The organism is Kitasatospora atroaurantiaca, from assembly GCF_007828955.1.
Taxonomy (GTDB): Bacteria; Actinomycetota; Actinomycetes; order Streptomycetales; family Streptomycetaceae; genus Kitasatospora; species Kitasatospora atroaurantiaca.
In genome coordinates this window covers 1,404,956-1,425,021 of the sequence record NZ_VIVR01000001.1, presented here as the reverse complement: position 1 = coordinate 1,425,021, position 20,066 = coordinate 1,404,956, and the positions used below count along the sequence as shown (strand labels likewise).

The 20,066-nt window shown below is 72.6% G+C and carries 22 protein-coding genes and 1 pseudogene; 11 read left to right on the top strand and 12 right to left on the bottom strand.

The genetic code is table 11. From position 1 onward, the window contains the following. Window positions 1-234: 234 nt before the first annotated feature. Entirely contained in the window at window positions 235-549 is a 315-nt protein-coding gene (locus tag FB465_RS06445) for a hypothetical protein (protein WP_145788380.1), read from the top strand. A 94-nt stretch (window positions 550-643) separates the two neighbouring features. On the opposite strand, the gene FB465_RS06440 is transcribed toward FB465_RS06445, so the two are convergent. After that, window positions 644-1,426: a dioxygenase family protein gene (locus tag FB465_RS06440; protein WP_145788378.1), complete on the bottom strand. Its 783-nt coding sequence runs from the start codon at window positions 1,424-1,426 to the stop codon at window positions 644-646. A gap of 104 nt (window positions 1,427-1,530) precedes the next feature. On the opposite strand from FB465_RS06440, the gene FB465_RS06435 reads away from it, so the two are divergent. Beyond that, on the top strand, window positions 1,531-1,995 hold the full coding sequence (locus FB465_RS06435) for a MarR family winged helix-turn-helix transcriptional regulator (protein WP_145788377.1): 465 nt from the start codon (window positions 1,531-1,533) through the stop codon (window positions 1,993-1,995). A 21-nt stretch (window positions 1,996-2,016) separates the two neighbouring features. Here FB465_RS06435 and FB465_RS06430 read toward each other — a convergent pair whose 3' ends face one another. Continuing rightward, window positions 2,017-3,516, bottom strand: coding sequence for a PucR family transcriptional regulator (locus FB465_RS06430; protein ID WP_145788375.1), 1,500 nt, complete (start codon window positions 3,514-3,516; stop codon window positions 2,017-2,019). A 355-nt stretch (window positions 3,517-3,871) separates the two neighbouring features. On the opposite strand from FB465_RS06430, the gene FB465_RS06425 reads away from it, so the two are divergent. After that, a complete protein-coding gene (locus FB465_RS06425) occupies window positions 3,872-4,324 on the top strand; it encodes a molybdopterin-dependent oxidoreductase (RefSeq protein WP_145788373.1) in 453 nt (150 codons plus the stop codon). A gap of 4 nt (window positions 4,325-4,328) precedes the next feature. On the opposite strand, the gene FB465_RS06420 is transcribed toward FB465_RS06425, so the two are convergent. Next, window positions 4,329-4,748 carry a TOBE domain-containing protein gene (locus tag FB465_RS06420; RefSeq protein WP_145788371.1) on the bottom strand — a complete coding sequence of 140 codons (420 nt, stop codon included), beginning with the start codon at window positions 4,746-4,748 and terminating at the stop codon, window positions 4,329-4,331. A 63-nt stretch (window positions 4,749-4,811) separates the two neighbouring features. After that, window positions 4,812-5,900, bottom strand: a complete 1,089-nt coding sequence (locus tag FB465_RS06415; RefSeq protein ID WP_145788369.1) for a WD40/YVTN/BNR-like repeat-containing protein — start codon at window positions 5,898-5,900, stop codon at window positions 4,812-4,814. 142 nt (window positions 5,901-6,042) lie between these two features. Here FB465_RS06415 and FB465_RS06410 point away from each other — a divergent pair, with 142 nt between their 5' ends. Then, entirely contained in the window at window positions 6,043-6,804 is a 762-nt protein-coding gene (locus FB465_RS06410) for a pirin family protein (protein WP_145788368.1), read from the top strand. A 48-nt stretch (window positions 6,805-6,852) separates the two neighbouring features. Here the strand turns inward: FB465_RS06410 and FB465_RS06405 are convergent, their stop codons facing one another. Then, window positions 6,853-8,310 carry a dihydrolipoyl dehydrogenase family protein gene (locus tag FB465_RS06405; protein ID WP_145788366.1) on the bottom strand — a complete coding sequence of 486 codons (1,458 nt, stop codon included), beginning with the start codon at window positions 8,308-8,310 and terminating at the stop codon, window positions 6,853-6,855. 154 nt (window positions 8,311-8,464) lie between these two features. Then, window positions 8,465-9,976 (bottom strand): APC family permease, encoded by a 1,512-nt coding sequence (locus FB465_RS06400; RefSeq protein ID WP_145788364.1) that lies wholly within the window; start codon window positions 9,974-9,976, stop codon window positions 8,465-8,467. 135 nt (window positions 9,977-10,111) lie between these two features. Between FB465_RS06400 and FB465_RS06395 the strand changes: the two genes are divergently transcribed. After that, window positions 10,112-10,759, top strand: coding sequence for a TetR/AcrR family transcriptional regulator C-terminal domain-containing protein (locus FB465_RS06395; protein WP_145788362.1), 648 nt, complete (start codon window positions 10,112-10,114; stop codon window positions 10,757-10,759). 58 nt (window positions 10,760-10,817) lie between these two features. Here the strand turns inward: FB465_RS06395 and FB465_RS06390 are convergent, their stop codons facing one another. Then, a complete protein-coding gene (locus tag FB465_RS06390; protein WP_145788360.1) occupies window positions 10,818-11,204 on the bottom strand; it encodes a thioredoxin family protein in 387 nt (128 codons plus the stop codon). 223 nt (window positions 11,205-11,427) lie between these two features. Between FB465_RS06390 and FB465_RS06385 the strand changes: the two genes are divergently transcribed. From FB465_RS06385 to FB465_RS06375, 3 genes are all read left to right on the top strand, one after another. After that, window positions 11,428-12,018: a hypothetical protein gene (locus FB465_RS06385; RefSeq protein WP_145788359.1), complete on the top strand. Its 591-nt coding sequence runs from the start codon at window positions 11,428-11,430 to the stop codon at window positions 12,016-12,018. 167 nt (window positions 12,019-12,185) lie between these two features. Further along, a complete protein-coding gene (locus tag FB465_RS06380; RefSeq protein ID WP_425461137.1) occupies window positions 12,186-12,767 on the top strand; it encodes a sigma-70 family RNA polymerase sigma factor in 582 nt (193 codons plus the stop codon). Next, window positions 12,764-13,492 carry an anti-sigma factor family protein gene (locus FB465_RS06375; protein WP_145788355.1) on the top strand — a complete coding sequence of 243 codons (729 nt, stop codon included), beginning with the start codon at window positions 12,764-12,766 and terminating at the stop codon, window positions 13,490-13,492. Before FB465_RS06380 ends, FB465_RS06375 begins: the two co-directional genes overlap by 4 nt. Before the next feature lie 93 nt (window positions 13,493-13,585). On the opposite strand, the pseudogene FB465_RS06370 reads toward FB465_RS06375, so the two are convergent. Further along, window positions 13,586-14,080, bottom strand: a pseudogene (locus FB465_RS06370) (DUF1990 family protein); the annotation flags it as partial. A 204-nt stretch (window positions 14,081-14,284) separates the two neighbouring features. Between FB465_RS06370 and FB465_RS35630 the strand changes: the two are divergent. Beyond that, on the top strand, window positions 14,285-14,455 hold the full coding sequence (locus tag FB465_RS35630) for a hypothetical protein (RefSeq protein ID WP_170290511.1): 171 nt from the start codon (window positions 14,285-14,287) through the stop codon (window positions 14,453-14,455). Window positions 14,456-14,543: 88 nt separating this feature from the next. Then, window positions 14,544-14,798 (top strand): DUF1876 domain-containing protein, encoded by a 255-nt coding sequence (locus FB465_RS06365; protein WP_211785734.1) that lies wholly within the window; start codon window positions 14,544-14,546, stop codon window positions 14,796-14,798. 49 nt (window positions 14,799-14,847) lie between these two features. On the opposite strand, the gene FB465_RS06360 is transcribed toward FB465_RS06365, so the two are convergent. Further along, the gene (locus FB465_RS06360) at window positions 14,848-16,119 is read right to left on the bottom strand and encodes an MFS transporter (RefSeq protein ID WP_145788351.1); all 1,272 of its coding nucleotides are present in this window, start codon (window positions 16,117-16,119) and stop codon (window positions 14,848-14,850) included. Between the two features lie 99 nt (window positions 16,120-16,218). Continuing rightward, complete coding sequence (locus FB465_RS06355) at window positions 16,219-17,430, bottom strand: NAD(P)/FAD-dependent oxidoreductase (protein ID WP_145788349.1); 1,212 nt, start codon at window positions 17,428-17,430, stop codon at window positions 16,219-16,221. Window positions 17,431-17,551: 121 nt separating this feature from the next. Here FB465_RS06355 and FB465_RS06350 point away from each other — a divergent pair, with 121 nt between their 5' ends. Then, complete coding sequence (locus tag FB465_RS06350; RefSeq protein ID WP_145788347.1) at window positions 17,552-18,322, top strand: VOC family protein; 771 nt, start codon at window positions 17,552-17,554, stop codon at window positions 18,320-18,322. 12 nt (window positions 18,323-18,334) lie between these two features. Here the strand turns inward: FB465_RS06350 and FB465_RS06345 are convergent, their stop codons facing one another. After that, window positions 18,335-19,156, bottom strand: coding sequence for a DUF2470 domain-containing protein (locus FB465_RS06345; RefSeq protein ID WP_145788345.1), 822 nt, complete (start codon window positions 19,154-19,156; stop codon window positions 18,335-18,337). Window positions 19,157-19,301: 145 nt separating this feature from the next. Continuing rightward, entirely contained in the window at window positions 19,302-19,925 is a 624-nt protein-coding gene (locus FB465_RS06340; protein ID WP_145788343.1) for a TetR/AcrR family transcriptional regulator, read from the bottom strand. Between the last annotated feature and the right edge of the window lie 141 nt (window positions 19,926-20,066).

Below are 20,066 nucleotides of genomic sequence, written 5' to 3'. Positions count from 1 at the left end.
CCCCGCACCCCGCAGGACACCCCCGATCGGGGGTGTTACCCGAATGGTCGCGCGCGGGGCCTTTTTCCGGCAGTGGTCGCGATGCCCTCCCGAAGGGCCGCGGCGTCCGGCGGCGAGGGCTGGGCCATCGAGGCACAAGACCTGGTCCGGGCGGGTGATTCAGGCCGGGGAGTGGTCATAGCCCTGCCGCGCGATGCCGATCATTCATCCGTCCCGTACCAACCTGGAGGATTGATGCGCACCACCATCGCCAAGATCACCGCCGCGACGGCTCTCACCGCCTTCGCGCTCCTCGCCGGCAGCGGAACGGCCTCGGCCTACGCCCATCACTGTCCCAAGAAGCACCACCCGCAGGGTGCCCTCGCCGTGGGCGGCGACGCCGTGAGCCACGACGACGGTTCCGCGCTCGCGGTCGGCGGTGACGCGACGGCGTGGGACGGCGACGCGCTCGCCGTGGGCGGTGACGCGACCGCCTGGGGCGGCTCCGCGCTCGCGGTCGGCGGCGACGCCACCAGCCACGACGACAAGGACAAGGACGACGACTGCTGAGCCTGGCTCAACGGCCGGGTGCCCCTGCGGGGCGCCCGGCCTCGGCACGCTCGGAGCCCGGCGGTGACGGTACGGCGGTCGCGGGGGAGGAGCGTCAGCCGAGCTGGATCGAGCGCTTGGCGAGGCCCATCCAGAAGCCGTCGATCACGCTGCGCTGGGTGGCGAGGTCGGCCTCTCCCGCGCCGAGGGCGACGAAGAGCGGCGCGAAGTGCTCGGTCCGCGGGTGGGCCAACCTGCCCGCCGGCGCCTTGCGTTCGAAGTCGAGCAGCGCGTCGAGGTCCTGGGCGGCCAGCGCGCGGCGGCCCCAGTCGTCGAACTCGGCCATCACGGGGGTCACCCGGCCGTCCATACTGAGTGCCCGCAGGTTGTGGGTGAAGAAGCCGCTGCCGACGATCAGTACGCCCTCGTCGCGCAGCGGAGCCAGCTTGCGGCCGATCTCCATCAGCCGCTGCGGGTCGAGGGTGGGCATCGACACCTGCAGCACCGGGATGTCGGCGCCCGGGAACATCTCGACCAGCGGCACGTACGCGCCGTGGTCCAGGCCCCGGTCCGGGATGTCCTGCACCGGGGTGCCGGGAGCGCGCAGCAGCTTGCGCACGCTCTCGGCGAGCTCGGGTGCGCCCGGCGCGGCGTACCGGACCCGGTAGTAGTGCTCCGGGAAGCCCCAGAAGTCGTAGACCAGTGGCACCGTCGTGGTGGCGCCCAGGGCGAGCGGCGCCTCCTCCCAGTGCGCGGAGACCATCAGGATCGCCTTGGGCCTGGGCAGGTCGGCGGACCAGGCGGCCAGCTCGCCGGGCCAGATCGGGTCGTCGGCCAGCGGCGGGGCCCCGTGGGAGAGGTAGAGGGCGGGCATGCGCTCGGGGGCGGCGGTGCTCATCGGATCTTCCTCGGTTCGAATGGCGATCTGTTGTTCAAATTTGAACCGTACGTCTTCGATGGTACGCCTTGGTTCGAATTTGAACAACCGGGTACCATTTCCCCATGGATGAACCCCGTTGGCTGGACGAGCATGAGATGGCCGCTTGGCGGGGTTTCGTGGCCGCCAGCAATCTGATCGAACGGCGCCTGGAGCAGCAGCTCAAGGAGAGCGCCGGTCTCTCCCACACCCAGTACGAGATCCTGGTGCAGCTCTCGGCGGCCTCGGACGGCTCCCTGCGAATGACCGACCTGGCCGACCGGCTGGTCACCTCCAAGAGCGGCCTGACCTACCAGGTCACCCAGCTGGAGAAGGCCGGGCTGGTGTTTCGCCGCTCCTGTCCCAGCGATGTGCGCGGTGTGTTCGCCGAGCTGACGGAGGAGGGCTGGCGGGTGCTGCGCGAGGCGGCACCCGGGCACGTGGCCACCGTCCGCGAGGTACTGATCGACGTCCTCAGCCGCGAGCAGCTGGCCGTACTGGCCGAGAGCCTCGGCGAGGTCAGCAGCCGGCTGCGCGCCGCGGACCGCTGAACCGCGGAACGCCCGAACCGCCTAGGCACCTCGCCCGGGTGAGCAGAGCAGTGCCGCCCGCAGGTCCAGCCGGTCCTCCAGGCGGCCGAGGCTGCGCCCGGTGAGCTCCTCGATCCTGCGGATCCGGTAGTGGACGGTGTTCACGTGGATGTGCAGAGCCTCGGCCGTACGCGCCCATGAGCCGTCGTGGTCCAGGAAGGTGCCGAGGGTGCCGAGCAGCGAGACGCCGTTCTCGCGGTCGTGGTGCGCCAGCGGTGCCAGCAACCGGTCATGGAAGGCCGCGGTGACCTCGGCCGGGATGCCCCGTAGCAGTGCCGCCAGCGAACCGAGCTCGCCACTGCTGCCGACCGTCCTGTCAGTGCTGTCCGCCGCGGCGGACAGCGTGTACGAGGCCTGTACGAGCGCGCCGCGCAGCGGCCCGCTTGCCGGTGCGGTGGACGGGCCCACGCCGGCCCGGAGCCGCCGCCGGCCCGTCAGCTCGGCCTGCAGCGCCGGCCAGGCCGCCCGCAGTCCGGCCGTCACCGCCGCTGCGGGTGCGGCGACCAGCGCGGTGGCGCCCCCGTGCCCGTCGGTGGCCGCCGCGAAGGGTGCGCCGACCCCGTGCAGTGCCTCCGCCAGCGCGGTCGCGGCCCAGGACGCCGCGCGCGGCTCCGCGGCGCCGTCGATCCGTGCGGTCACCGGGACGAGCGGTCGGCCCGAGGGCAGCCCGCAGGCGGCCATGGCGTCCGCGAGACCGGGGCCGTCCTGGGCCAGCAGCTCGACCAGGTGGGCCGCCGTCTGGCGCTGGGCGGAGGCGGTGGCCCGCGCCCGGGTGGCCAGCGGGGCGAGCAGTTCGGCCAGGCCGTGCAGCACGGCGGAGGCGGAGAGCTCCGGTTCGGTGTGCGGCCGGAGCAGCCAGCCGTCGAACGGGGAGCCGTCCTGCGGTCCGACCGCGATCCCCTCGCGGGTGCCGGTGCGGCCGGGCGCCGAGGAGGCGAGCACCCGGCCGGCGGCCGTGACCATCGAGCAGTCCGGCACCCCCAGCCGGGCCACCGCCAGAGCCAGCACCTCGCCGAGCGGGGCCCCGGTGTGCAGCAGCGTGAGCAGCTCGTGCCGTGCCGCGTCCGGGATCGCCGCGACCCCTTCCGAACGCGCCTGCAGATCCCCCCAGAGCCGCAGGTAGACCCGGTCGGTGACGGCGCGGAAGCTGGTGCCCGCCGGTACCGAGAGCAGCGGGATGCCGTGCATGCGGCAGGCCTCCACCAGGCTCTCGGGCACCGCTCCGTGGGTGCCCTCGCCCGCCAGCAGGGCGGCCACCCCGGCACTGCGCAGCGAGGTGGCGAAGCGCAGCGCCGCCGAGGACTCGTCCGGCTGCCACCAGACCAGCCCGGTCAGCACCAGCTCGCCGGGCTGCAGATAGCGGGCCGGGTCCTGCAGGTCCGTGGAGGTCACTCCGGTCACCTGCCGGCCGAGCAGCGGGGCCGTGCCCCAGGCCAGCCCGATGTGCAGGTCGTCCAACTCCAGCAGATCCCCGACGATCACGTTCGCTCCCTGTGCTGTGCAGCGCCTTTCCTGCCTCTCGCTCAAGCAAGGGCAAGGTGCGCACAGGCATCGTAAATGCAAGAGCGAACTGCTCCATCTCCTCTTGTCCGATCACCCAGGGGCGACCGCCCGGCCTGGTGGTCGGGACCAGTCGTCCGCCCAGTTGTGCCGTTGCTACATCCGGTCCGTCGCGGACCGAAAGCTCGGCAGCACCTGCAAGGGATGTAATCACCCATCCATCGCGCACGCCGCTGAAAATCGGCCTTCAGGCTGGAATGTGCGAATGGATCGAGCTGTCATCGGGTACCACCCCTCCCGGGCCGCACACCGCGCCGGCCCGGGAGAGGTATCGCCGATGAGTAGACCTGCCACCACCACGGGCGCCGTCCTGTTCCACGGCCGGCTCGAAGAACCCCTCGAACTGACGGTGGAGGAGCTGCGGGCCCTGCCGTCCCATCGGGTCCGGGTCAGCTTCGACTGCCTGAGCAGCGGGCAGCAGCACCACGGCTTCGAAGGGCCGAAGCTCTGGGACGTGCTCCGCGCCGCCCGGCCCCGGGTGGACTTCAAGGGTCGTAAGCAGCGCCTGCGCCACCTGCTGACCGTCACCGGGGCCGATGGCCACTGCGCGGTGCTCTCCTGGGCCGAGATCGACCCGGACTTCGGCGGGCAGCAGATCCTGCTCGCCACCAGCATCGACGGCACACCCCTGGACGAGACGGGCCCCCAACTGGTGATCCCCGCCGACCACTGCGGGGCGCGCTACGTCAGCGGGATCACGGCGGTCTGGCTGGGCTCGGTGCCCGAGTAGGCCCTCAGGCGGTGGCGAGGGAGATCTCGGTCGACTTGATCAGCGCGACGACCGGGGACCCGGCCGCCAGGGCCAGCTCGGTGGCGGCGTCCGCGGTGATGGCGGCGGTCAGCTCGCCGCCGTCCACGGAGACCTTGACCCCGGCCATCGCCCCGCCGGTGGCGACCTCGGTGACCGTGCCGGGGATCTGGTTACGGATGCTCAGCCCGGCGACCGGCGCGGTGGCGAGTGCGACCTCGGTCGACTTCACCAGCGCCCGGACCGCACTGCCCGCGCCGATGCCGAGCTCCTTGACGGCATCCAGGGTCACCGCGGCGGTGAGCTCCCGGCCGCCCGCCAGGCGGACCTTGACGGTGGCCATCACCTCGCCCTCGGCGACGGAGGTGACGGTGCCGGGAAGCTGGTTGCGGATGCTGAGGCTCATGCGGGTGCTCCTATTCGGTAGTGCGGAAACCTAGAAGGACCGGGTGTGGTTGCTCGTGCGGCGTCACGACAGCGCTGCGGCCCGGACGCAGAGCACGTCCGGCAGGTGGGAAGCCAACAGCGACCAGCTGTCACCGTCGTCCGCGCTGCCGTACACCTCGCCGTTCCGGTTGCCGAAGTACACCCCGGCCGGCTCCGCGTCGTCGGTGCAGAGGGCATCGCGCAGCACCACGCCGTAGTGGTCCTCCTCGGGCAGCCCCCGGGAGAGCGGCTGCCAGCTCTCACCCGCGTCCTGGGTGCGGTAGACCCGGCAGCGGCGGTCCACCGGCAGCCGTGCGTAGTCCGCGTCGAGTGGGAAGAGGTATGCGGTGCCGGTGCGCCGGGGGTGCGTGGCGAGGCCGAAGCCGAAGGTGGCGGGCAGGCCGCCGCCGATGTCCTGCCAGCGGGAGCCGCCGTCGTCGCTGCGGTAGACCCCGCCGTGGTTCTGCAGGAAGAAGCGGTCGTGGTCGACCGGATCCGCCGCGACCTTGTGCACGCACTGGCCGAACTCCGGGTACTCGTCCGGCAGGAAGGGGGCGCGGATGCCGGTGTTGGCGGGGTGCCAGTTCTGCCCGCCGTCGGTCGTCCGGTAGACGCCGCCGGTGGAGACGGCGACCGTCACCGTCGACGCGTCCCGGGGGTCGGTGATGACGGTGTGCAGACCCTGTCCGCCGAAGCCCGCCGCCCACTCGGCGCGCTGGGGGTGCGACCAGAGGGCCTCGTCCAGGGCGAAGCTCTCGCCGCCGTCCGTCGAGCGGAACAGTGCGGCCGGCTGTGTTCCCGCGTACACGACGCCCGGGGCCTCGTCACCGGCCGGATGCAGCTGCCAGACCCGCTCCAGCGAGGAACCGGTGTGCTCGGGGAACCGGACCGCGGGCCTCGGTGGCTCGTTCCACGTGCTGCCGAGGTCGTCCGACCACCACACCGAAGGGCCCCAGTGGCTGCTGTCGGCACCGGAAAGCAGCCGGACCCGGCCGCCGCGCCGGTCGATCGCCACCGAGTAGATCGCGTTCATCTGGAAGTGCGGCCCGGTGAACTCCCAGGTGGCCCGGTCGGAGCTGCGCCCCAGGAAGAGGCCCTTCTGTGTTCCGACGGCCAGCAGCACTTCGGTCATGGATACCACCTGGTCAGTGACGTGCGACCCCCGCCGTCAGTCTGCTCCGAGGCGGCGGGCGTCGCACGTCACCGCGCCGGGAATGGCGGGGACTCCCACGTGGTTTAGGATTCAACAAGTCCCACCCGAAGGAGTGTTTCCGATGGTCCACACGATCGACGTCCGCCGCGCGGGCGAGCGCTTCCACACCCAGGCGGGCTGGCTCGACTCCTGGCACTCCTTCTCGTTCTCCCGGCACTGGGACCCGAAGAACACCCACTTCGGCCTGCTGCTCGTCTCGAACGACGACATCATCGCGCCCGGCACCGGTTTCGAGACCCACCCGCACCGGGACATGGAGATCATCACCTGGGTCCTCGACGGGGCGCTGGTGCACCAGGACTCCGAGGGGCACAACGGCATCATCTACCCGGGCCTGGCCCAGCGGATGAGCGCCGGCACCGGCATCCTGCACAGCGAGAAGAACGACTCCTGGACGCTCACCGGCGAGCCCGAGCACGGCAACCCGGTACGGCTGGTGCAGATGTGGACCGTCCCGGACGCCGCGGGCATCGCCCCGGGCTACGAGCAGCTGGACATCAACGACCAGCTCTCCCAGGGTGGCTGGACCACGCTGGCCTCCGGCATGCCCAAGCACGCCAACCAGCGGGCGATCGGGATCCGGCAGCAGCACGCCGCCCTGCACGTGGCGCGCCTGCGCCCCGCCGAGACGCTGGAGATCGCCACCGCGCCGTTCACCCATCTCTTCGTCGCCCGTGGCGAGTTGACGCTGGAGGGTGCCGGCCTGCTGGGCGAGGGCGACGCCGCCCGGATCACCGGCGCCGAGGGTCAGCGGGTCATCGGCGGTCCCGAGGGTGCCGAGGTCCTGATGTGGGAGATGAACGCCGCGATCACCGTCTCCTGAGGTCTCCTGAGGGTGCCCCGGCGGCGTCCTGAGGCGTCCCGAGGCCGGTCACCGGGCCGCGGTGGCGTCGCGGCAGCCCTCCAGCAGGCGCAGCCACACCTCGCTGATCGTCGGGTACGAGGGCACCGCGTGCCAGAGCCGGTCGACCGGCACCTCGCCGACCACCGCGACGGTCGCGGAGTGCAGCAGCTCCGCGACCGACGGCCCGACGAAGGTCGCGCCGACCAGGAGCCCGCGGTCCAGGTCCACCAGGACCCTGGCCTGCCCCCGGTAGCCGTCGGCGTACAGGGACGCCCCGGCCACCTTGCCGAGATCGTGGTCCACCGCCCGGACGCGCAGGCCCGCCCGTTCGGCCTGACGGAGCGTCATGCCGACGGACGCCGCCTCCGGTTCGGTGAACACCACCTGCGGCGGCCCGGCGGTGTCCGCAGAGGCGCTGTGCGCTCCCCACCGCTGGGTGTCCAGCTGCTCGCCCCGGGCCCGGGCGCCGATGGCCGCGCCCGCGATCCGGGCCTGGTACTTGCCCTGGTGGGTCATCAGCGCGCGGTGGTTGACGTCCCCGGCCGCGTACAGCCAGCCGCCCGCCACGCCACGTACGGTGCAGCTGTCGTCGACCTCCAGCCAGGAGCCGGGGGAGAGACCGACGCTCTCGAGCCCGATGTCGTCGGTGCGCGGTGCGCGGCCCGTCGCGTAGAGGACCTCGTCCGCCTCCAGCCGGTCGCCGCCACCGAGGGCCAGGGTGACCGGACCGCTGCGGTGGAGTTCGACGATCGGGCCGCTGCGATGGAGTTCGGTGACCTCGGTGTCGAAGCGGATGTCCACCCCGGCCTCGGTCAGCGCCTCGGCGACCAGCTCCCCGGCGAACGGTTCCATCCGGGGGAGCAGGCCCGGTCCCCGTACCAGCAGGGTGACCTCGGAGCCGAGGGAGCGCCAGGCCGTCGCCATCTCGACGGCCACCACGCCGCCGCCGACCACGGCGAACCGGGACGGGACCCGGGCGGAGCTGGTCGCGTCGCGGCTGGTCCAGGGGTGGGCCTCGGCCAGGCCCGGCACGTCGGGCAGGTGGGGCCGGCTGCCCGTGCAGACCGCGACGGCGTGCCGGGCCGTCAGCAGCCGTTCGCCGTCGACCAGCACGGCGCGCTCCCCGGCGAGGCGCCCATGGCCCCGGACCAGGTCGATGCCGGAGTCGCGCAGCCAGTCGACCTGGCTGTCGTCGTGCCAGTGCGAGGTGAACTCGTCCCGCCGGGCCAGCACCGCGGCCACGTCGAGGCTGCCGCTCACCGCCTGCTTGGCGCCGGCGAGCGCGTGGGCGTGCGCGAGGGCGGAGGGCGGGCGCAGCAGCGCCTTGCTGGGCATACAGGCCCAGTACGAGCACTCGCCGCCGGCCAGCTGGCTCTCCACGACGACCGTGCTCAGGCCGGCGGCCCTGGCCCGGTCGGCGAGGTTCTCGCCGGTCGAGCCCGCGCCGAGGACCACCACGTCGTACTGCTCGGGCTGGGGGCTCATGACTCTCGCTCTCACTCGACCGGGCGGTACCGGCACCATCCTGCGATGATCCGGTGCCGCCCGGCGGGTGCGCGGTCGGCGTGTCGCGAGCCGCCGTGTCGCGAACTCCCCGACGTGCAGCCGACGGCGACTCGCGGCGAGCGAGGACGGTCGGTCAGATGACCGCCGGCGCGAGCTCGTCGGTGTCCGGTCGCTCGGCGCCCACGCCCTGCATCAGCCGCTGCGGGCGGCGGACCAGCAGGTAGCCGGCCCCGACCAGGGTGACCAGGCCGACGCCGAGCAGCGCGGCCCAGACCTGGTACCAGGGGGCGCCGGGCGGGGCGAGGATGGTGCGCGGCCAGCAGATGTTGATGACCTCGAGACCCGTCCAGAGGACGGCGAGGAGGTTGAGCAGGGTGCCCCAGCGGCCGTACGAGACCTGGCCCGCGGGCTGCCAGGTGCCGCGCAGGCGGGCGATCAGGGCGGTCAGGGTGAGCAGGAAGAACGGCAGGAAGGTGGCCGCGGTGCCGAAGGTGATCAGGCTGCCGATGGCGGTGCTCTCCAGGCCGAGCGGCAGGGCGGCGCAGCTGACCAGGGTCGCGGCGACCAGGCCGCCGATCGGGGCCTTGTGCCTGTTGACCTTGCGGACCTGCCGGGAGAACGGGAAGACGCCGTCGCGGGCGAGGGAGTAGAGGCCGCGGGCGGCGCCGCCCTGGGAGGCCATCAGGCAGGCGGTGAAGCTGACCAGGACGACGATCACGAAGGGCTTGGCGGACCAGTCGCCGAAGCCGGCGGTGACGGCGGTGGTGACCGGGTCGAGGTCCTGGCCGGCCACCACGGCGGCCGGGTCCGGGTGCGCCAGGACGACGGAGACGGCGTTCAGCATGACCACGGCGCCGACGCTCAGCAGGGCCCAGCGCATCGCGCGTGGCACCTGGCGGGCGGCGTCCTTGGTCTCCTCGGCGGTGGAGACACAGGCGTCGAAGCCGATGAAGGCCCAGCCGCCGACGGCGATCACGGCGAGGAAGGACATCACGCCGCCGGTACCGGTGGTGGCGGGGGCGTTCAGGGTGTCGGTGAGCAGCCCGAAACCGTGCCGGCGGAAGAAGAGCAGCAGCGCCAGGCCGACCAGCACGGAGGCGACGGCCTCGGCGGCGATGCCGAGCGAGACGAACCAGCGCAGCAGGTTGATGCCGTAGGCGTTGACCAGGGTGCAGAAGACCATGAACCCGACCGAGACCAGGACCAGCTGGGCCGGTGTCGGGGTGGCGCCGAAGAGTGCGAAGACCCATGGGGAGGCCAGGTAGGCGACCGTGGTGTTGGCGAACATCACGGCGAACTGCCACACCCAGCCGGTCAGCCAGGCAAAGGTCGGGCCGGCCAGGCGGCGGGCCCACTGGTAGGCGCCGCCGGCCAGCGGCCACTGGGAGGCGAGCTCGGAGTACACGCAGACCACCAGCAGCTGTCCGAGCAGACAGAGCGGGAGGGCCCAGACCCAGGCGCCACCGTCGATGCTCATCCCGACCTGGGCGACGGCGTACAGCCCGACCACGGGGGAGACGACGGCGAAGCCCATCGAGATGTTGCCGAGAACCCCGAGGCTGCGGCGCAGCTCCTGCCGGTACCCGAGTGCCTCCAGCCGCTCGCTGTCGGCGGGATCCGCAGTTCTTGGCGGGTTGTCGTTCATGTCGGGTCCACCTTGCCGTCGGCGAAAACTAACTTTGTTAGTCCGGGACGGTAGCCGGTGATCAGGGGGTAACGGAAGAGGCCGACACCAGGCTGTAACGTGGCCGCGTCGATGAACGGGCGAAGGGTGGGGCCAGTGGGGCGTCCGAGCAGGGCACTGCTGAGCAGGGAGATCATCGCCAGGGCGGCCCTGGAGGTGGTCGACGAGAGCGGGGCCGACGGTCTCACCATGCGCGCGCTGGCCGACCGCCTGGGGGTCAAGGCCGCCTCGCTGTACAACCACGTGACCGGCAAGGACGAGCTGCTCGACGCCCTCGCCGAGCTGGTCAACGCCGAGATCGACCTCTCCCCGCTGGCCCCGGACGACGGCGGGGAGGAGGGCCGGGACTGGCGTGAGCGCCTGGCCGAGTACGCGCGGGGCTACCGCGCCGCCTTCATACGGCACCCCAACACCATCGCCCTGCTGGCCCGCCGCCGGGTCGAGGCCGAACGGCAGCTGCTCGGGTACGACGCGCTGCTCGCCGCCCTGGGCCGGGCCGGGCTCGCCCCGGCCGACGCGGCGGAGGCGGCGGCTGCGCTGGACTACCTGGTGCTCGGCTCCGCGCTGGAGACCTTCACCGCCGGTTTCACCCGGCCCGTCCCCGAGTACCGCCCCGGCTACCCCGCCCTGGCGGGCGCGCTCGAGGCCTCGGCGGAGCGCGGCGGCGGGCCCGGCGGGCTCGACGAACGCGGCTTCGAGCTGGCGCTGCGGCTCCTGCTGGACGGGCTCGCGGCGCGCCTCTAGGACGACGAGCGGGGGCGGGTCCGGGTGACTACCGTCCAGGCCCACCCCCGCCGTACGGCTACGCCTGGGGCTCTGCCCCGGCGTCGGCCTTCGCCTTGGCGCGCACCTCGTCCATGTCCAGCGCCCGAGCCTTGGCGATCAGGTCCTCCAGGACCTGCTCCGGCAGCGCCCCGGGCTGGGCGAAGACCAGGACACCCTCGCGGATGATCGCCAGCGTCGGGATCGACCGGATCTCGAACGCCTCCGACAGCTCCTGCTGCGCCTCGGTGTCGACCTTGGCGAAGATCAGGTCAGGGTGCCGCTCGGAGGCCTTCTCGTACACCGGTGCGAAGCGCAGGCACGGCCCGCACCAGCCCGCCCAGAAGTCGATGAAGACGAAGTTCTTGCCATCCGGCCCCTGGACCACTTCGTCGAAGTTCTCCGTGGTCAGCTCGACGGTGCTCATGTCGCCCTACCTGCCCTTCGGGTGCTGTTCGCGCCCACGCGCTCCGGCGTCAACCAGCGGGCCGGCCGGGCTATTCCACCGGGGTCGAGAGGCCCGCGCCGGGCCTCTCCGAAATTTTTTCGGCGGGCTTTGAACACTCATCCCGCGCGGTGCGTACTGATGGGAGAGGGCGCGGGGAAGACGCCCATCACTCAAGCCGACCATGCCATTTGGGGGAACAGTCATGCCTACTCTCCGTCGCGCCGCAGTCCTGGCCGCAGCCGGAACCGCCGTCGCCGCTCTCGTGACGGGCTGCGGCTCCAGCGGCTCCTCGTACAGCCCCGGCTCCGCCACCACCCCGGCCTCGCCCTCCGCGCCGGCCTCCCCGACGTCTCCGGCGTCCCCTTCGGCCCCGGCCTCACCGGCGGAGAAGGCCGCGCTCCAGACGGCCACCGCGGGGAGCCTCGGGACGGTCGTCACCGATGGTAACGGCTTCACCCTCTACCGCTTCGACAAGGACACCGCCAAGCCGTCCATGTCGAACTGCAACGGCAACTGCGCCAGTCTCTGGCCGCCCGTCGCGCCCGTGGACAAGGGCCAGGTCAAGGGCGTCGACCCGGCTCTCGTCGGCACCGTGACCCGGGCCGACGGCAGCAAGCAGCTCACGCTCAACGGCTGGCCGCTGTACCGGTACGCGCCCGACACCAAGGCCGGTGACACCAAGGGACAGGGAGTCGGCGGAACCTGGTTCGCCAGCACCCCCGACGGCAAGAAGGCCGGCGCTCCGGCCCCGGCCACCAGCCCCAGCACCGGCGGCGGAGGCTACGGCTACTGAGCCACTCGGGTGTGCGGGTGCGTACGTCGGACGTGCGCACCGAACCCCGCGTACTCAGCGGCGGGAGCGCGAGCAGGAGCACGAGTGCGGCCGGTGGAGGCCGTCGGTAGCAGCGGGTGACAGAAGGCGTCGGGTGACGTGCTGTCCGTCTCGACCTGGAGGTACGGGTGCGCAAGGATGGCGCCGTGACCGAGCATCCCTTCGCCCGCCGGAGGTCCGGCGGCGGATCCTCGTCCGGCCTGGCGCCGGACGAGGAGCTGATGCGCACCCTCTACCGCGACCATGCGGGGCCGCTCTTCGGCTTCGTACTCCGGCTGGTGGCCGGCGACCGGCAGCGGGCGGAGGACGTGGTTCAGGAGACGCTCGTACGGGCCTGGCGCAACATCCACCAACTGGACGCCTCGACAGGCTCGTTGCGTCCCTGGCTGGTGACCGTCGCCCGGCGGATCGTGATCGACAGCCATCGCAGCAGCCTCGCCCGGCCGCGCGAGGTGGACGCCTCGCCGCTCGAACTGCTGCCCGCCGAGGACGAACTCGACAAGGCGCTGAGACTGATGACCATCTCCGACGCGCTCGACGATCTGACCGTGGCCCACCGCGAAGTGATCGTCGAGACCTACCTGAAAGGCCGTACGGTCAACGAAGCGGCCGCCGAGCTCGGCATCCCCGCAGGTACCGTCAGGTCACGGATCTTCTATGCGCTGCGTGCTCTGAAGCTCGCGCTCGAGGAACGAGGAGTGACATCGTGACGACGCCCCAGTCACCCCGGTCACCCGAGCCGTCGCGGGTCCAGCACGTCGACGTCGGTGCGTACGTCCTCGGTGTCCTCGACCCCGCCGACCGGCTGAAATTCCAGGAGCACCTGGACGGTTGCGCCAGGTGCGCGGCCGAGGTCGAGGAACTCGGCAGTCTGGAGCCCCTGCTGGCCGAACTGGCCGTGTCCGGCATGCCGGCGGCCGAGGCCGACCCGGTGCCCAAGCCGAGCGAGGAACTGCTCGGCCGGCTGGTCGGGGAGGTGTCGGCGGCCCGGCGGCGCAGCCGTACCAGGCGGCTGGTGCTGGTGGCGGCAGCCGCCGTGCTGATCGTCGGAGGCCCGGCCGTGACCGCCGCGCTGACCATCGACGCCGCGGCACCGCAGGCCGTGGCGGCCCAGCAGTTCAGCGCCACCGACCCGCTGAGCGGCACCTCGGCCACGGTCGGCGTCGAACCGAAGACGTGGGGCAGCCAGATCAGCCTCTCCCTCTCCGTCCCCGACCTTCAGGGCCCCGTCAGCTGTGACCTGGTCGCGGTCTCCCGCCACGGCGAACGCCAGACCGTCACCACCTGGTCCGTCCCCCAGAACGGCTATGCCGCCCTCCGGACCACCGGCGGCTCGGGCCTGTCCCCGACCGACATCGACCACTTCGAGGTCCGCACCCTGGACAGCTCCAGCCGCCTCCTCGTCTCCGTCCCGGGCGCACCCGCCGCGTCCTGACACCTGACCCGGACGTGGCCGGGGGTACGGCCGGCCTCCGTACGCCTGGCCCTGCCGCCCCAACAGCCTGTGCACCTCAGCCCGCCGCCAGCCGCGCAGGGTGCGCCCACAGTGGCGGGCGTACAGGTGCTGGAACAGCGGGACGAGTGGGCCGGCCAGCCGGGTGTACCAGCGGTTGGGTCGGCTGAAGGCGGTGACGGTGAACCACACGGCTTTGTCGGGGCCCATCTCGACCACGAAGGACTCCTCACCGCACTCGGGGTGCCCGGTGCGGGTCCCGTACGCGAAGCCGATCCGGTCGCGCTCGTACGCGCTCCAGACCACCTCGCACGGGCCGGTGACGCGCAGTGGGCCGACTCCGATGGCGCACTCGACGGCGACGCCAGGCGCGGCCCGGTCGGCGTCCGCCCGTACCTGGACTCCGGCGGCGCGGTGCATCCGCCAGGTGGTGACGGCGGTGCCTGCGGTGGCGAGGACATCCCGTCCGTGGCCGAGGAGGACCCGGTGGTGGAGGTGGTTGTAGCCCGCGGGGAGCGGTTGGCCGAGCCTGCCGGTGGAGCCGATCTCGGGGTAGTTGAGGGTGGTCATCACGGCGGCGCTCCAGATGCTTGAACGTGTTCAAAATCCTGCCAGTCGCAGACTCTACGCCAGATCCGAACGCGTTCAACGCCGGCCCTGGGGGTCCCTCGGAACCCGAGGCACACCCCTGGGCGCACACCGAGGCGCACACTGGAACGGAGGAGGCCACGCTCACTGCGCGTGCCCGCCGAGGCGGTGGCGTGGACGGCCGTCATGTCCCGAATCCCGTTGATCTGCCCGCGCTGCGGTCACCCCCAGCGCGTCATCCCGGGCGGCCCCGAGCACCCGGTCCGCGTGGTGCACGCCGAGACCGGCCGCGAAGAGTGCGAGCCCGCCGACACCCGCCCGGAATCCCTCCCGACCCCGGACAGCCGGGGCACCTGACCTGACCCGGCCCGGCCCCGCGGCCCGGCGGTGGAAAACGCGTCGCGCGCGGCGCAGTCTGGAGGAGAAACCTCAGGAGGTGGCGGCCATGATGCAGACCGTTGTCGGATGGCACATCGAGCTGGAGTTCCAGGAGGAGGGCGACCGCACCAAGGCGGCGGCCCTGGTCCGGCTTGCGGACGGGACAGAGGTCAGGGCCCACGGCTACAGCACCAGGCACCACGCCGATGCACCGCAGGCGCGGGTCGGCGAGGAGGTCGCCGGTGCGCGTGCGCTCAACGACCTCGCCATGCAGTTGCTGACCAAGGCGCACGACGAGCTCAAGCAGGCCCCGCCCGCGTAGGGCGCAGCGCGGTTACGTCCGGCGGCCGGCCCAGCGGCCGGTCCAGCCGTTACGGCGTGCGGACCTCGTCGGCCTCCCTGGCGCTCGCCCCGGGCTCGGTCGCCGCGCTCGCACGGGCTGCCCGGGACCGCTCGGCCCACCGTACGGCAGGCGTCATCGCGCCCCCTGCCAGGGCGAAGAGGGCTCCCAGCACCAGCCAGCCCGGCGTACCCCAAGCGATGATCAGGGAGGTCAGCAGCAGCGGGCCGAGCATACGCGCGACGGCCACACCGGTCCCGAAGAAGCCCTGGTACTGCCCCTGCTTGTCGGCGGGGGCCAGCCCGAAGCCGATCTCCCAGGCGCCGGAGGCGAGCAGCATCTCGCCCGCCACCTGGAGCCCGGCCGCGAGCAGCAGCACTCCCGCGGCCGACCAGGCCGACGCCCCGGTGGCGGACAGCGCGAAGCCCGCGCAGGAGACCAGCAGCAGCACTCCCGCGTACCGGACGAACCGGGCGGCGGTCGCCAGTCCGTCGACCCGCTGCGCCACCCGGACCTGCAGCAGCACCACGCTCACCGTGTTGAGGACCAGCAGAGCCGCCGTCAGCCAGCCGGGCGCCGCCGTCCGCTCGACGATCCAGAGCGGGATGACGAGCGAGAGCAGCGGCATGTAGAGCAGCATCACGGTGTTGAGCAGCGCGACCAGGGCGTACGGCCGGTCCCGCAGCACCGCCAGCCGCGGCTCGCCGGCCACCGCGGCCACGGGCTCGACGGCGGGCAGCCGTCGCAGGACCAGGGCGGAGGCGAGGAAGCTCAGCGCGTCCATCGCGAAGACCGCGAGGTAGCCCGCCCGGCTGTCGTACTGGAGTGCCACGCCGCCCACCGCCGCACCCACCGCCAGCCCGGCGTTGACGGTCGACTGCAGGTAGGCCCTCGTCTCCGTGCGCCGCTCCGGCGGGACCAGCCCGGCCAGCAGCGCCTGGCGCGCCGCCGACAATCCGCACTGGGCGCAGGCGTAGCAGAGCGCCGCGACGACGAAGGCGGGGAAGGAGCGCACGACCAGGAACGAGCCGACCGCCGCCGCCGTGGCCACCGCGAGCAGTATCGCGACGGCGCGGGGCCCGCGCCGGTCGGCGAGGTGGCCGAGCGGCACGCCCGCCACGGCGCCGACGGCCCAGCCGAGCGTCAGACCGAAGCCGATCTGCGTCGGTGACAGCCCGACGATGCGGGTGAAGTACAGCGCCGAGCACACGTAGTACGCGCCGTCGCCGAGGGAGTTGGTGAGCTGCGCGGCGGCCAGCACCCGGGCCGGTCCTGCCGGTGGTATCAGGCGGTCGGCTCTCATCACGGCCCCTCCCTCGACCTCGGAGTACCGCCCGCGCGGTACCGTGCCGAGCACCCTAGAGCACGTCACTGACAGCCGGAAGGTCCCGCTGACACCGGGTCAACTCGCCAGGCCGTCCAGCGGCACCTCCGGGTCCGAGAGCGCGGCCTTGTCCACCGGGCGCCCGGAGCGGACCAGTTCGCGGATCGGATCGGTCACGTCCCAGACGTTGACGTTCATCCCGGCCAGCACCCGGCCGTCCGCGAGCCAGAACGCGATGAACGCACGAGCGGCGACATCGCCCCGGAAGACCACCTCGTCGTAGCCGTCGGGCTCGACGTACCCGGTGTACTCCATCCCGAGGTCGTACTGGTCGGTGAAGAAGTACGGCACCCGGTCGTGGACGGCCTCCTGACCGAGCATCGACCGCGCCGCCGTCCTCGGCTGGTGCAGGGCGTTGGCCCAGTGCTCGACCCGGATCGGCTTGCCGAGCAGGGGGTGGAAGGCGTTGGCGACGTCGCCCGCGGCGAAGACGTCGGGGTGCGAGGTCCGCAGGTGCTCGTCGGTACGGACCCCGTTGTCGATCTCCAGGCCGGCGGCTGCGGCAAGGGCGGTGTTGGGCGTGATCCCGATGCCCACGATCACCGTGTCCGCCTCGACCAGGCTCCCGTCACCCAGCCGGACGCCGCTCTCGGTCAGCCAGGCGACCTGGATGCCGAAGCGCATCTCGACGCCGTGCGCGCGGTGCAGGTCGGCGAAGACCTTGGCGGCCTCCGGGCCGAGTACGCGCAGCAGGGGCAGTTCCGCCATCTCGAGCACGGTCACCTGGGCGCCGGCGGTCCGGGCGGCCGCTGCGGTCTCCAGTCCGATCCAGCCCGCCCCGATGACCACGATCCGGGCACCGGGCCGGAAGGCGGCCCTGATCCGCTCGCTGTCCTCGACGGTCCGCAGGTACAGCACGTTCTCGCGGTCGGCGCCGGGTACCGGCAGCCGGCGCGGGGCGGAGCCGGTGGCCAGCAGCAGCTTGGCGTAGCCGAGCCGGCTGCCGTCGGCGAGCGTCACGGTGTGCGCGGCGGGGTCGATCGCGGTGGCCGTCGTACCGAGCATCAGGTCGACGTCGTGCTCGCGGTACCACTGGGCCGGATGGACGTAGATCTTCTCCCGGGCGGTCTTCCCCATCAGGTAGCCCTTGGAGAGCGGCGGCCGCTCGTAGGGCCGCTCCCGCTCCTGGCCGATCATGATGATCGGCCCGTCGTAGCCCTCCTCACGCAGGGCCTCGGCCGCCTTGGCCCCGGCCAGGCTCGCACCCACGATCACGTGCGCGGTGTCCATTGCCAGCTCCTCTCCTCGGCCTCATCTCACCCTGTGCGGCGCCGTGTCGCGAGGCGGACCGTGCCATGGCGTGATGCTGCACCTAGGCTGAGGAGAGCCAGGACCGGAAGGAGCAGCTCCGATGAGCGAGCAGACCATCAGCGTGCGCTGTGTGCCGGCCGCGCCGTGCTGGGTCAGCCTGATGGCCCGGGATCTCGAGGTGGCGCAGTCCTTCTACGGCCCGCTGCTCGGCTGGACCTTCGAGGAAGGGCCGGACCGCTGGGGCCCGTACGTGCGCGCGGTGGTCGACGGTGTGGAGGTTGCCGGGATCGGCGTGGTGGCGGGGGACTGGCAGCCGCCGGTCGCCTGGACGACGTACTTCGGGATCGAGAGCGCCGACGAGGCCGCGGACCGGGTCCGCGAACGCGGCGGCACCCTGGCCGTCGGCCCGCTCAACTTCGACGCCGGGAGGATCGCGCTCGCCGCGGACCTGGGGGGCGCGGCCTTCGGCATCTGGGAGGGCGACCTGGGTTGTTCCACCTGGGTGTCCTCGCCCGGGGCCCCGGTCTGGATCGAGCTGCGCACGGCCGATCCGTTCGCGATGGCGCTCTTCTACGGCGAGGTGTTCGTCTGGGACGACCGTGACCCGAGGCGCTTCGAGGTCCGCTGGGAGCACGAACGCGTGGTGCTGCGGGCCGACGGCCGGAGCGTGGCGGCGCTGCGTACGGCCGCCGACGTCGCCCCGCACTGGGAGGTGTTCTTCTCGGTCGCCGACACGGACGCGGCGGTCGAGCGTGCGGTCGTGCTCGGCGGCGCGGAGATGGACGCCCCCTCGGACACGCCGTACGGGCGGGTGGCCAGGCTGAGGGACGCCGAGGGCGGGCTGTTCTCGGTGATCAGCCTGAAGGAGTGAGTGCGGGTCAGCTCAATGGCGGACCTGTGCGAAGAGGCGGTGCATCGCGTCCGGAAGCTGCTCGGGTCCGGTGACCGGCCGGTGGAACTCGAAGCGGGCATCGAGCATCCGGGCGCCGCTGGTCAGCCTGACGCGCAGTCCGAAACGGTCCAGGGCGACCGGGCGGACGTCGACGGGGTGGTCGGTGGGGTGCTGCCGGCCCCGCAGGCCTGACGGGTGTTCGAGTGCCTGGGCACCCAGCAGCCGGAGCTGTTCAGGGTGGGCGGCGGCGAGGTGCTGGAGCATCGCGGCCTCGTCGGCGGCGATCGGGTCCGGAACGGCTGCCGTGAAGGCGGCGAGGTCGACGCAGCACTCGGCGCCCCAGAGGTCCTCCACGGCCAGGTGGTCGAGGGCGAAGCGGAGCAGCGCCTGTCCGGTGGCCGGACGTCGCGGGAAGAGCCCGTCCAGCACCTCCGGCCCGGCATTCGGCAGCGCGCTGAGGCGTCCGTGAGCGGTGGCCCGGCCGCGGATCCGGTGCGGCAGGGCGACCGGGGCCACGTCCACCGCCTCCAGCTCCGCGACGAGCTCCGCCGTTCGGGCGACCGAGGCGATCCGGTACAGCGGCGAGGAGGTCTCGACCAGCACGGCGAGCGCCCGGTCGGGCAGCACCGCGCAGCGGACCAGTGGCGGAATGCCCGGCCGGTTGACCAGGTCGATCCCGGGCACGTCGAGCACCACCGAGGAGGCGAACTCCAGCAGCGTACGGGCCCGTTCGGCCGAGGTGGGCGCAGGCCTGCCACCCGCTGCGGTGGGCCGGGTGGCAGTGCCGGTGGGCTGGCTGTCGGCGTCGGGCATCCATCCTCCTGGGTTAGTTAGGTGAGCCTAACCTAATGCCCTGGTGTCGGGGAAGTGATGACTGACGACTTGTCGGTCCGCGTGCCCTGGCCCGGAGGAGGGGTGCCACGCCGACCCGGGGTACGGGCCGGCCGAGTCCGGTGGGTCAGCCCGTGGCGCCCAGCATGCGAAGGACGAGGATGCCGTAGCGGCGGCCGAGCTCCTCCGGGGTCTCGCTGCTGCGGTCGGTGTACCAGCGGGAGACGTCGATGCCGAGGGAGGTGACGGCGCGGGCGGCGGTGCGGACGTCCGGGACGTCGAAGGCTCCCGAGGCGACGCCGGTGTCGATGACCGCCTTGACGGTCTCCTCGATCCGGCGGCGGAGCTCGGCCACGACCTCGAAGTCCTCGTCGGGGAGGGCGTGCAGCTCGTGGTTGACGATCCGGCCGACGGTGTGGCCCCGGGCGTGCCAGGCGGTGAAGTCCTCGACCAGGAGGCGCATCTGCGCGACGGGGTCGCTGTCGGACCGGGCGGCGTGCTCGACCAGGTTCAGGGTGGCCTGGTGGCCGGTGCGGCTGATCTCGGAGAGCAGCGCGGCCTTGGACGGGTAGTGGATGTAGAGCGCGGCCGGGCTCATGCCCGCGGCGGTGGCGATGTCCCGGGTGGTCGTGGCGTGGTAGCCGCGCCGGGCGAAGGAGTCCACGGCCGCGAGCAGCAGCCGCCGGGCGGCCTCGGGGCGCTCTCCGGTGCGCTCGCCGGGCCAGAGATCGGCGGTTGCTTGGTCGGTCATGTCGTAAATCCTCGCAGATGGCCGTGGCCGGGTCCGCCGGGCGGGTGGTCCGGAGGTCCCGGATGGTTGACAGTGTCGCCCGTCGCCAACATGCTAAGCAAGCGCTTAGTCAGTGCGAAGTTCATTGAGAGGCTCGAGAGG

Coding starts and splice junctions, on each gene's coding strand:
- FB465_RS06445 (WP_145788380.1), top strand. CDS start 235: ATGCGCACCACCATCGCCAAGATCACCGCCGCGACGGCTCTCACCGCC.
- FB465_RS06440 (WP_145788378.1), bottom strand. CDS start 1,426: ATGAGCACCGCCGCCCCCGAGCGCATGCCCGCCCTCTACCTCTCCCAC.
- FB465_RS06435 (WP_145788377.1), top strand. CDS start 1,531: ATGGATGAACCCCGTTGGCTGGACGAGCATGAGATGGCCGCTTGGCGG.
- FB465_RS06425 (WP_145788373.1), top strand. CDS start 3,872: ATGAGTAGACCTGCCACCACCACGGGCGCCGTCCTGTTCCACGGCCGG.
- FB465_RS06420 (WP_145788371.1), bottom strand. CDS start 4,748: ATGAGCCTCAGCATCCGCAACCAGCTTCCCGGCACCGTCACCTCCGTC.
- FB465_RS06415 (WP_145788369.1), bottom strand. CDS start 5,900: ATGACCGAAGTGCTGCTGGCCGTCGGAACACAGAAGGGCCTCTTCCTG.
- FB465_RS06410 (WP_145788368.1), top strand. CDS start 6,043: ATGGTCCACACGATCGACGTCCGCCGCGCGGGCGAGCGCTTCCACACC.
- FB465_RS06405 (WP_145788366.1), bottom strand. CDS start 8,310: ATGAGCCCCCAGCCCGAGCAGTACGACGTGGTGGTCCTCGGCGCGGGC.
- FB465_RS06400 (WP_145788364.1), bottom strand. CDS start 9,976: ATGAACGACAACCCGCCAAGAACTGCGGATCCCGCCGACAGCGAGCGG.
- FB465_RS06390 (WP_145788360.1), bottom strand. CDS start 11,204: ATGAGCACCGTCGAGCTGACCACGGAGAACTTCGACGAAGTGGTCCAG.
- FB465_RS06385 (WP_145788359.1), top strand. CDS start 11,428: ATGCCTACTCTCCGTCGCGCCGCAGTCCTGGCCGCAGCCGGAACCGCC.
- FB465_RS35630 (WP_170290511.1), top strand. CDS start 14,285: ATGTCCCGAATCCCGTTGATCTGCCCGCGCTGCGGTCACCCCCAGCGC.
- FB465_RS06365 (WP_211785734.1), top strand. CDS start 14,544: ATGATGCAGACCGTTGTCGGATGGCACATCGAGCTGGAGTTCCAGGAG.
- FB465_RS06360 (WP_145788351.1), bottom strand. CDS start 16,119: ATGAGAGCCGACCGCCTGATACCACCGGCAGGACCGGCCCGGGTGCTG.
- FB465_RS06355 (WP_145788349.1), bottom strand. CDS start 17,430: ATGGACACCGCGCACGTGATCGTGGGTGCGAGCCTGGCCGGGGCCAAG.
- FB465_RS06350 (WP_145788347.1), top strand. CDS start 17,552: ATGAGCGAGCAGACCATCAGCGTGCGCTGTGTGCCGGCCGCGCCGTGC.
- FB465_RS06345 (WP_145788345.1), bottom strand. CDS start 19,156: ATGCCCGACGCCGACAGCCAGCCCACCGGCACTGCCACCCGGCCCACC.
- FB465_RS06340 (WP_145788343.1), bottom strand. CDS start 19,925: ATGACCGACCAAGCAACCGCCGATCTCTGGCCCGGCGAGCGCACCGGA.